This is a genomic window from Candidatus Protofrankia californiensis (genome assembly GCF_900634765.1).
GTDB lineage: Bacteria > Actinomycetota > Actinomycetes > Frankiales > Frankiaceae > Protofrankia > Protofrankia californiensis.
In genome coordinates this window covers 1-11,002 of sequence record NZ_CAAAFT010000461.1, presented here as the reverse complement: position 1 = coordinate 11,002, position 11,002 = coordinate 1, and the positions used below count along the sequence as shown (strand labels likewise).

Here is an 11,002-nt window from a genome sequence, read left to right as displayed (position 1 = left end):
CACATCGACGTTGCGTTGCTTCGGGCGGCAGCCGCGCCGCTGACCGACGCCGTGGACTGGTGGCCTGACCTGACCGACACGGATGCGTGCCGGCACTGGTTGGACCAGATGTGGTCCCGCCCCGATTTCGCCGACGCCGTGCGGCAAGCCAGCCCGTCCCTGGGCGAGGGCGTCGACGCCATCCGCGCCGATCGTACCGTGGGCAACAAGCAGATCCGAAGCGCCACCCTCTCCACCGCGCGTTACCTGCTACGCAGTATCGGCCGCCCCACCCCCTTCGGCCTGTTCGCCGGTGTGGCCCCGGTGAGCTTGGGCAAGACGGCCCAGGTGGACTGGGGCGCGGATCATCGAGGGGTGGCCCGCGTCAACACCGGATGGCTGGCCGACATCATCGCTCGCGCTGAACGCTGCCCCGAGCTGTTGGAACGGCTCGATGTGGTGGTCACCGATCTGGCTGTCCGGCGTGGTGGGCGACTGGAAGTGCCGCAAGGGCCGAACCGGGTGACCATTCATTATACCCGCGCGGTCGCGGCAGTCAACGACTTGGCGGCAACCCCTGTCCGGTTCGGAGCCCTGATCGACACGCTGGCCGAGAGCTTCTCCGTCGACCGGTCAACGGCGCGGGGCATGCTCACCGAACTGGTGCGGCAGGGCTACCTGCTGACCAGTCTGCGCGCCCCGTTCACGGTCACCGATCCGTTCGCTTACCTCATGGACCGGCTGCACCACGCCGACGCCGGGGGTTTGCCAGCCCTCGCGTCCCTGGTGCGCGACCTGGACGCCCTGCTGGCGGACCTGCGCCACCACAACCACGAGACGACCACGCGGGCCGAGCAGAGCCGCGTCCGCGCGGCGATCACGGGCCGGATGAGAGAACTCTCGCCGGAGGGGCGCACACCGCTGGCGGTGGACCTGCTGCTCGACTGCGTGGTGCAGCTGCCGAACCAGGTTGTGGTGGAGATGGAGCGGGCTGCCAGCGCGCTGCTGCGCCTGACGCGGCAACCGACAGGTGAAGCAGCTTGGCACGCCTTCCATACCGCGTTCGTCGACCGATATGGCACCGGCACGCTGGTGTCGCTGGCCGAGGTGCTCGACCCGGACGCCGGTCTGGGTTATCCGGCGGGGTATCGCGGGAGCGTGCTGCCCGCACCGATACCGGGTATCTCGGAGCGGGACGAGCGGCTGCTGGCGCTGGCCTGGCAGGCGATGGCCGACGGCACCCGCGAGATCGTGCTCACCGATGAGCAGGTCGGCGAGTTAACTGACGAGACGTTCGACGAGCGCTACATCCCGCCGCACGTCGAGCTGTCCGCACGCATCCACGCCGCCAGCACCACGGCGCTTCAGCACGGCGACTTCCTCCTCACGGTCGCTCCCGCCCGCTCCGCTGGCACCCTCACCTCGCGATTCACGCCGACGGCCACCGGCTCCGGCCTCGCACAGGCGTACCGGGCACTGCCCGCCGCCACCGACGGCGCGCTGCGCGCGCAGATGTCCTTCGGGCCGCTGTACCCGCACGCGGAGAACGTCTGCCGCGTCCCGTCCTACCTCGACCACCTGCTCCCGCTCGGGGAGCACCGGGGGCCCGCCGACACCGGCCTCATCGCGGTCGACGACCTGGCCATCACCGCAACCCGCGACCGGCTGCACCTGGTCAGCCTCTCGCGCCGCCAAATCATTGAGCCGCAGGTGTTTCACGCGCTCGCGCTGGACAAGCAGCCCTCGCCGCTGGCCCGCTTTCTGGCTCACCTGCCACGGGCGTTTTCCGCCGCCTGGTACCAGTTCGACTGGGGTCCGCACATCCGGCTGCCGTTCCTGCCACAGGTGCGCTACCGGCGCACCATCCTGTCCCCGACGCAGTGGCGGCTGACCATCGACGACCTGCCGCAAGGCCAGGCCGGTTCAGAACACCGGCAGCAGGTGCTCGACCGGTGGCGGCAGCGCTGGGGGTGTCCCGAGGTGGTTGAGCTGCGCGACGCAGACCGCACGCTGCGCCTGACCCTCGACGAGCCCGCGCACGCGACCCTCCTGCATGCCCACCTCAAACGGTATGGCCAAGCCATCCTCTATGCGGTCACCCCACCAGCCGAGTACGGGTGGATCGCCGGCCACGCCCACGAAATCGCGCTACCCCTTGTCACCACCCGCGCCGCCGCGCCCAACCCCCTGCGCGGGACGCTGCCCACGGTGACCAACACGCACGGCCAGCTGCCCGGCACCCCGGACACGACCTGGCTGTCTGCCAAGATCTACACCCATCCTGAGCGGATGAACGAGATCATCACCGAGCACCTGCCCACCCTGCTGGCCGCGCTCAACACCGAGCCCTCGTGCTGGTGGCTGCGCTACCACAGCTCGCAGGAGACCGACCACCTCCGGCTGCGCATCCGGACCAACCGCCACCATTACGCTACGTGCACAAACAGGGTGGGGGAGTGGGCGCAGCGGATGCGGCAGGCAGGCATCGCCGGACAGCTGGTCATCGACACCTACTATCCCGAGATCGGCCGCTACGGGCACGGCGCGGCGATGAACGCGGCCGAGGACGTCTTCGTCGCCGACTCCCACCTCGTCGCCACCGCATTGCGGGACCGGACCACCGCCGCCGCCGCACACCCCACCGCGCTGGCCGTGGCGAACATGGTCGGCATCGTCACCGGCTTTGTCGGCGAGCACGCCGAGGCGATGGACTGGTTGGCCGCCCGACCCGTCCCCTCCGCACCCGCCACGGACCGGGCGGTGACCGGCCAGGCCCTTCGGCTAGCCACCGACATGGGAGCGCTGCGGGATGTGCCCGGCTGGGCCGCGGCGGTCGACCACGCCTGGCAGGCCCGCGCCGACACGCTGGCCACCTACCGCAAGCACCTGCCGACGGACGCGGATCTCGACCGCGTGGTGGAGTCGCTGCTGCACATGCACCACAACCGGGCCCTCGGCATCGACCCGGACAGCGAACGCACCTGCCGCCGTCTGGCCCGCCAGGCAGCACTGGCCTGGCAAACCCGCCACCAGGGCGGTGGTGAAGGCCGGTGACGTGCACCGATCCGCTCGCCCGGCCACCAGGGCGCGATCCCTCACCGGACTGGAGCCAGTCGCTGTCCAACGGAGCCACCGGGATCGCGCTGCTGCACATCGCCCGCGCCCGCGCCGGCATCGAAGACTGGGGCACAGCCCATCAGTGGGTCACCGCGATGACCCGCAGTCCTGTTGTCGCAGGCCCAGACGCCTGCGGCCTGTTCCGGGGTGCCCCGGCCGTCGCCTTCGTCCTTCGCGCGGCCGACCACCCGGCCTACGCCGCCGCGCTGGCCACCCTGGACGGCCACATGATCTCGCTCACCCGGCAGCGCCTGGGCCGGGCATACGAGCGGATCGAGCGCGGGCAGTTGGCAGAACTGCGCGAGTTCGACCTGATCAACGGGTTGACCGGGATCGGCGTGTACCTGCTCCAGGCCCACCACACCGAACTGTTGTCCGACGTCCTGTCCTACCTGGTGGGTCTGGCCACGGAATCCGTGACCGTCGACGGTCAGCGGCTGCCGGGATGGTGGACCGGTCACGGTCCCGGCGATCAGCCCTCTCCCGCGTGGCCGGGCGGTCACAGCAATCTGGGTTTCGCTCACGGCATCAGCGGGCCACTGGCGTTGCTGGCCACCGCGATGAGGCTCGGGATCATCGTGCCGGGTCACGCCGAGGCGATCGACCGGATCTGCGCCGAGCTGGACCAGTGGCGCTGCGGCACCCCGGGGCGATGGTGGTGGCCCGGCATGATCTCCCCTTCCGAATGGAAGGCTGGGGCCGTCCAGCAGCCCGGCCCGCAACGACCCAGCTGGTGCTACGGCACCCCGGGACTGGCTCGTGCCCAGCAGGTGGCCGCCCTGGCGCTGGGCGACCGGCGGCGGCAGCACGAGGCCGAGTCCGCACTGGCCGGATGCCTCGTCGACGAGAAGCAGCTGGCGCAGCTCGGCGACGCCGGCGTCTGTCACGGATGGGCCGGGCTTGTCCAGACCACCCGGCGAGCGGCGGCCGACGCCGGTCCCGACAGCGCCCTGGCCGCCGTCCTGCCCGATCTGCACACCAGGTTCGAGCAGCACTTCCACCGCGCGACACAGGCGACCGGCGACGGACTGTTGGAAGGCGCGGCGGGCATCGCGCTGACCCGCCACATCTGCGCCGACACGGCGTCTACCACCCGGTGGGACGCCTGTCTGCTCCTCGCCCCACCGACCCTTTGAGGCCCCGCTGCCCTTTGAAATGGGGCCCGCTGCCCCTTGAGATACTGCGCACGGAAGGAAACGGATGACCGCCACGACCGATACCCAGCCCGAAGACCTGCGTAACCGCATGGTCGACCGCATCGACGCCGCCGGCCACCTGCGCTCGGTCAGCGTCGAGCGGGCGCTGCGGACGGTGCCCCGCCACCTGTTCGTGCCCAACGCCAGCATCGAGGACGCCTACGCCGACAAGTCCATCACCACCAAGCCCGGCGGCCCTGGCGGCAGGCCCGCCAGCTGCGCCTCCGTGCCCACCGTGGTGGCGATGATGCTCGGCCAACTCGATGCTCGCCCTGGTGACCGGGTGTTGGAAATCGGTGCCGGCACCGGCTACAACGCCGCGCTGCTGGCCGAACTCGTCGGTGAGACCGGCCAGGTGACCACCATCGACATCCATCCGGACGTGACCGAGCAGGCCCGGCGCGCGCTGGAGGCCACCGGCTACGGCCGCGTGCGCGTGCTCACCGGCGACGGCGCCCTCGGTGCCCCCGACCAGGCTCTCTTCGATCACATCATCGTCACCGTCGGGCCTTGGGACCTGCCGCCAGGGTGGCGGGACCAGCTCGCGCCCGGCGGCCGGCTCGTCGTGCCGCTGCACTGGCGCGGCCAGGCCCGCAGCGTGGCCTTCGTCCACCAGGACGGCGTCCTGCGGGCCACCGACAGCCAGCTCTGCGGCTTCATCCCGATGATCGGCGACGGCCAGGACGGGGAACGCACCGGCCAAATCGCCGACGATGTCGCCCTGTACTTCGACCGTGACCAGCCCATCGACCCCGCCGCGCTGCACGGGATTCTCGCGCAGCCCGCGACCACTGTCTGGTCGGGAGCATCCGTTGTCCCCAACGAATCCACCGACCTCATCTGGCCTCGTTTGACCGGCGCCGAACCCGGAACCTGCCGCTTCGCCGCCGAACCCGCCGCCGAAGCCGGCCTGTGCAATCCCGCCTTCACATATCGCAGCCCCGCCCTGGTCGACGGCGACTCACTGGCCTACCTGACCCTCCGCGGCCCCGACCCCGACGCCACCGAACGCCGCTGGGAACTCGGAGCCATCGGCCACGGCCCGGCCGGAACCCGACTCGCTGAACGCCTGTGCGAGCAGATCCGCGCCTGGGATCGCGACCGCACCGCCCAGCCCACCATCACCGCCTACCCTGCCGGAACCCCGGACGAGGACCTGGCAGACGGGGTCGTCATCGACAAACAGTTCATTCGGCTCGTCGTCTCCAACTGAACGCGCCCACAGTCGAGGAGACCGCAGCCGGCCAGACGGCTTCCGGCCGGCTGCGGCACTCCACCGTGAGAGTCCGGGATGCCAGCTCCGACCGCCGTTAGGCGGCGGCGACCTCACGCATGGCGTTCGATCTTCCCGCAGGTGATCAGGCCGGGCCCTTCAGCGAACTGCGTGCGTTCGCAGAACACCTCCACGCGGCCGAAGCCGCCGCGGCCACCCCGGTGCTCGCCGTAGGCGCGAAGCAGGACCCGTCGCTACTGATCGTGTTGCGGGTGGACTCGACAGCTGACAAATCCACCGTACCGGTCCGCGCAGTATCGCTCCGCCGGATAGCGGCAGCCCGTTACGGCAGTCAGACGTTCTGCTCGCGCATCATCTGCTTCAAGGACTTCCTGAGCGCGGCCATAGTGTTCTCTGTCTCGCTCAGTATGGCCGAAGTTCGTCCCGCTTCGTCGACCCGCACCCTGCGACGCTGTTTTATCTACCGACTTTGAGGAACATCGCACTAGCACAGGACGCCAAGCTGAAGATCTTGACTACTCGGGGGGACAACCGTGCCCCGGGCATATTCGTTGGTTTCTCGGCGAAAGCTACCGGGTTACAACGCCAGTGGCCCCCGGTGGAGACCGCGAGGACCCGACAGGCACCGCACATGGTCCAGACGGTTCGAGTCGTACACGCCTGGGCTATATATCCTACAGGGGTAGAGTACGACTGCGGTCGCGGGACCTGTCGAGTTGCTGCGCTGCCCACCCGGGACGGCCTCTGCTGTTCGGTGTACCGATCGGCCGGGCAGGAGTGGATCCATGATGACGGACCGTCCACGGGGGGCAGGACAGGACGAGCATGCCCGCGGGGTCTCGGCGACCGCCGTGTTGGAGGTTGCGGGGCTCGGGTGGGCAAGCGAAAAGGCACGGGTTGAGGCCGCGCTGAGCCGCCGGCCCGGTGTCCGCCGGGTGGAGGCGAATCCGGTCTCGCAGACGGCGACGGTTCGCTTCGACCCCACGTACACGTCAGCGGCAGAGTTGTCCGTCTGGGTCCGTAACTGCGGTTATCACTGTCGCGGACAGTCGGTACCTAAACACGTCTGCGATCCGCTTGCCGAGCCCACACCCACAGGCCCCGGCCATGCCGCCGCACCGGAAGCTCGAGTGAGCTCTCCGGCCGAGGCAATCGGCCATGGCGGGCACGGTGCGATGTCGATGGCGGGGATGGTCGCCGACATGCGCAACCGTTTCCTGGTCGCGGTGGTTTTCGCGGTGCCGATCCTGTTGTGGTCGCGGATCGGCCGACAGGTGCTGCACTTCACCATTGCCGCACCGTTCGATCTGAGTGACGAGTGGTTTCAGCTGTTACTCAGCCTGCCAGTGATCTTCTACTCGTCGTGGATCTTCTTTGATGGCGCGGTACGCGCGCTGCGAGCCCGCACCCTGGACATGATGGTGCTGGTTGCGGTGGCGATCGGTACGGGTTGGATGTACTCGGTCGTTATCACGTTGAGTGATGCCGGCGGCGAGGTGTTCTACGAGGCCGCCGCTTTGTTGGCCGCGTTCGTGTTGCTCGGGCACTGGTTCGAGATGCGTGCCCGTGGCGGAGCCAACGACGCGATCCGCGCGCTGCTTGAGCTGGCCCCCGACGCTGCGCTGGTGGTCCGTGACGACGAGGTGGTCGAGGTTTCCACCGCTGAGGTGGTGGTCGGTGACCTGTTGCTCGTCCGCCCCGGCTCCAAAACTGCCGTGGACGGGGTGGTCGAGGAGGGTGAGTCCGACGTCGACGAGTCGATGGTCACCGGCGAGAGCCTGCCCGTCCACAAGCAGCCCGGCTCCGATGTGATCGGTGCCACGGTCAACACGACCGGCACGCTGCGGATCCGCGCCACCAAGGTCGGCGCGGACACCGCACTCGCGCGGATCGTCGCACTTGTCCAGGAGGCGCAGAACAGTAAGGCGCCCGGTCAGCGGCTGGCCGACCGGGCGGCGTTCTGGCTTGTCCTCGTCGCGTTGCTCGGCGGCGCCGCCACGCTGGGGGTCTGGCTGGTGTTCTCGGACGCACCGGCCTCTGCGGCGCTGCTGTTCGCGATCACCGTCGTGGTCATCACCTGCCCGGACGCCCTCGGGTTGGCCACCCCTACCGCGGTCATGGTCGGGACAGGGCTCGGTGCCCGCCGCGGGATTCTGTTCAAGAACGCCACCGCGTTGGAGACATCCGCCCGGATCACCATCGTCGTCATGGACAAGACCGGCACCCTGACCACGGGCGAACCCGAAGTCACCGATGTGATTGTCGCGGATGGGTGCGTCGAGGACGAGCTGCTGCGCCTCGCCGCCGCGGTCGAGCGCGAGTCCGAGCATCCGCTGGCGACGGCGGTGGTGACCCACGCCGAGTCGCGCGGCGTTCCGAAGGCCCGTACGGATGGGTTCGTCAACCGCGCCGGCCGTGGTGCGGTAGCCACCGTCGACGGACATCGGGTGGTGGTCGGCAACCACCGGCTGATGGAGCAGGAGGGCGTCCCGCTGGATGATCTCGGCGGGCGGTGGGACGGGCTGGCGGCGGGGGGCCGGACCGTGGTGGGTGTCGCGGTGGACAGCGAGCCCGCTGGGATCATCGGGCTCGCCGACACGCCGCGCCCCACCGCTGCGGCGGCCGTGCGGGCGTTGCACGACGCCGGCTTCGCGGTCGTCATGCTCACCGGCGACAACCAGGCCACGGCGAGCCGGATCGCCGGCCAGCTCGGCATCGACTCCGTGATCGCCGAGGTGCTCCCCGGCGACAAGGCCACCACGATCACAAAGCTGCGACGCGCCGGTCATCGGGTCGCGATGGTCGGCGACGGCGTCAACGACGCTCCCGCCCTCGCCCAGGCTGATCTCGGCATTGCGATCGGCGCCGGCACCGACGTGGCCATCGAGACCGCCGACGTCGTGCTCATGCGCTCCGACCCGCTCGACGTCGGGGTCGCGTTGCGGATCGGCCAGGGCACCGTGGGCAAGATGCGGCAGAACCTGGGCTGGGCGATCGGGTACAACGCGGTCGCGTTGCCCATCGCCGCAGGCGTGTTCGAGCCGGCGTTCGGCCTGGTGCTCCGACCGGAGATCGCCGCACTGTCGATGTCGGGATCGAGCCTGCTGGTCGCGGTCAACGCCCTGCTCCTCAAACGCCTGCCTCTGCCTACCACCCCACCGGAGCCGGTCACCCGGCCGAGCGAGGACGCAACGCCTGTACCCGTCGGCTGAATCCACACCCGTGCGGGCCGACGCACACGGAGCCGGGATGCCGGGCCCGTGGTCGACACCGTCGGTCATCCGAATGGGGAAAGCCGGGAACCGTCAGGGGCTGCCTCCCTGACGGTTCCCGGCTCCGGTCAGCTGACGGGGAGGGTCACCGCGGCGGTGTGGAGCACACCCGCGGTCTGGAACTGCACGAATAGTCGCCAGCTGCCGGCTTTCGGCAGCATTGCCTCGAACGACAGGGTTGGGCCGCCGCCCGCCCCGTTGGTCACGCCCATTGGATGCAGGTGCGCGAGGGCAAGGTCGCCTTCGTGGAAGGCGCTCAGGTGGGCGTAGGTGTCCAGGTAGGGCTGCAGGTCGGTGACGGGGCTGCCGTCCTTGGACACGGTGACCGTCAGGGTGTGCGCCGCCCCGGCCACTACCTCGCCGGCCAGGGTCAGGGTGTAGCCATCGACCTGGGTCGTGGTCGACGCCGGCGGGAGCGGTGTGGTCGAGGAGTCACCGGTAACGGCGACCTGCTGGCTGAGGACCAGCGGCACGTCCTCGCCTGAGGTGTTCGTGGTGATGAACGAGGCGTACACCCGGTACGCGCCCGGCTGCACCGCCTGGAGAGGTGCTGTCCAGGTCCCGTCACCGGCCATGGTCGGGTGTACATGCTGGAAACCGGTCAGGTCGGACCGGATCAGATAGAGGTGCATCAGTTTGGTCTGGTCCGGCTTGAACGCGGTGACCGGCGCGCCGGCCTTGTCCACGATCTGGAACCGGAACGAGGTCGGCTGGTTGGGCACCAGCGAAGGTGCGGCCGGGACGAACCGGAAACCGGATGCCTCGGTGGTCAGACCGTCCCCGGCCGGCAGCTCCTCCATGCCCGACATCCCGGCGTGCCCCGACGGCGCGGGCGACGCCGTGGGGTGCTCCATCGTCGGCATGGTCGTGGAGCTACCGCCGCAGGCGGCGGCTGCCACCCCGACGACAACGGTGACACCGGCCGCCACGAAAGCGGAACGTAGACGGACAGGTGCATACAGGATGCGAGCACGCGAATACAGCAATGTGAGCATTGAAATCGATGATCTTCCCGGATGGCACGCGACTGTCGCGTGCGGGAGGACAGGAACGTCGTCGACTGGCCCGAGCCATCGGCTCCGGCCGGCGGCGGCCTGTCACGTCCGGGACACGCACACCCTTACCAGCAGACACGAACCGGCCAGCGGTGGGGCGCGGCGTCTACGACCCCCACGGTTGGCACCGGCGTTCCGTTCCCGGGCGGGCCACACCAGCGCGACCGCACCGACAGCGAGCAGGAGGATCAGCAGCCCGGCCAGCCCCTGCCGGGGAGGTGACGACACGCACAACGCGCCATGCCCGCCGACGCTGCTGACATCGCTCGTTACCGTGGCCGCCGGAGGCGGCAGCGCGGAGGGCTCGTGGCCGCTCATCGAGACGGGTACCGGCATGCGGAGCGCTGGCGAGACCGCGTGACCGGCGGCCGAGCCGTGTACCGCCATCGCCGACCCCGACGCGCCGGTGCCGCCGGGGCATCCCAGCCCGGCCACCACGCCATGCATGACGAACAACCCGGCCAGCGCCAGGTACACCAGCACCAAGCGGACCATCGCCCGCGTCGGCACCGCCCCGCTGGCCACCGGGTCTCCCTCCCCCACCGGAACCGACAAGCGACACCGCTGAACTGACGGATCCGCATCGAACGACAACTATTTCTCATAGTAGAGCTATGCGTCCGCGGAGCGCGCAGGGGGTCGACGACCTACTCGTCCCTGCCCTGGAAGGAAATCCTCCCGCTGACCGGACCCGCGGCCATGGCCGGGACGAGATCCGCGCCCTGAAGGTCACCGAGATCCAGGCCGGCATCCTGTTCCCGCACGCGGTCCAGGCCGTCGGAGATCGTCCGCCGCCGACGGCCTCTACCCGGCCGGCCGTTGGCACACCGAAACCGTCTACGCCGTCACCGACCTGGACGCCACTCAGATCAGCCCAGCCGAGATCGCCGACACCGTCCGCGACCACCGGCACATCGAGAGCCGTCTCCACTGGGTCCGTGACGTCACCTTCGCCGAGGGCCACAGCCAGATCCGAACAGGCAACGGCTCACGCGTCACGGCCAGCCTGCACAACCTCGCCGTCAGCATCCTCCGACTGACTGGCACCACCAACATCGCGAAAGGGTTACGGCGCCTCTCCCGCCGGCCCGAACGACCGCTTCACACTATCGCGACTTGCTAACAAGCAATTTTGCCGGAGCCCTGGCA

7 protein-coding genes are annotated in these 11,002 nt (G+C 69.7%); 5 read left to right on the top strand and 2 right to left on the bottom strand.

Going from position 1 to position 11,002, the window contains the following annotated elements; all coding sequences use genetic code 11:
- From DD1DGNOD_RS23860 to DD1DGNOD_RS23840, 5 genes are all read left to right on the top strand, one after another.
- On the top strand, window positions 1-3,033 hold a 3,033-nt coding region (locus tag DD1DGNOD_RS23860; RefSeq protein WP_206443390.1), incomplete at its 5' end, for a lantibiotic dehydratase.
- Window positions 3,030-4,232 (top strand): lanthionine synthetase C family protein, encoded by a 1,203-nt coding sequence (locus tag DD1DGNOD_RS23855; protein WP_131771070.1) that lies wholly within the window; start codon window positions 3,030-3,032, stop codon window positions 4,230-4,232. The genes DD1DGNOD_RS23860 and DD1DGNOD_RS23855, both read left to right, overlap by 4 nt.
- Before the next feature lie 64 nt (window positions 4,233-4,296).
- A complete protein-coding gene (fxlM, locus tag DD1DGNOD_RS23850; RefSeq protein ID WP_131771069.1) occupies window positions 4,297-5,505 on the top strand; it encodes a methyltransferase, FxLD system in 1,209 nt (402 codons plus the stop codon).
- 119 nt (window positions 5,506-5,624) lie between these two features.
- Complete coding sequence (locus tag DD1DGNOD_RS23845; RefSeq protein WP_131771068.1) at window positions 5,625-5,999, top strand: hypothetical protein; 375 nt, start codon at window positions 5,625-5,627, stop codon at window positions 5,997-5,999.
- 315 nt (window positions 6,000-6,314) lie between these two features.
- On the top strand, window positions 6,315-8,738 hold the full coding sequence (locus tag DD1DGNOD_RS23840) for a heavy metal translocating P-type ATPase (RefSeq protein WP_131771072.1): 2,424 nt from the start codon (window positions 6,315-6,317) through the stop codon (window positions 8,736-8,738).
- Window positions 8,739-8,866: 128 nt separating this feature from the next.
- On the opposite strand, the gene DD1DGNOD_RS23835 is transcribed toward DD1DGNOD_RS23840, so the two are convergent.
- The gene (locus DD1DGNOD_RS23835) at window positions 8,867-9,793 is read right to left on the bottom strand and encodes a hypothetical protein (protein ID WP_131771067.1); all 927 of its coding nucleotides are present in this window, start codon (window positions 9,791-9,793) and stop codon (window positions 8,867-8,869) included.
- Window positions 9,794-9,895: 102 nt separating this feature from the next.
- Window positions 9,896-10,378 carry a hypothetical protein gene (locus DD1DGNOD_RS23830; RefSeq protein ID WP_131768765.1) on the bottom strand — a complete coding sequence of 161 codons (483 nt, stop codon included), beginning with the start codon at window positions 10,376-10,378 and terminating at the stop codon, window positions 9,896-9,898.
- Window positions 10,379-11,002: the final 624 nt, after the last annotated feature.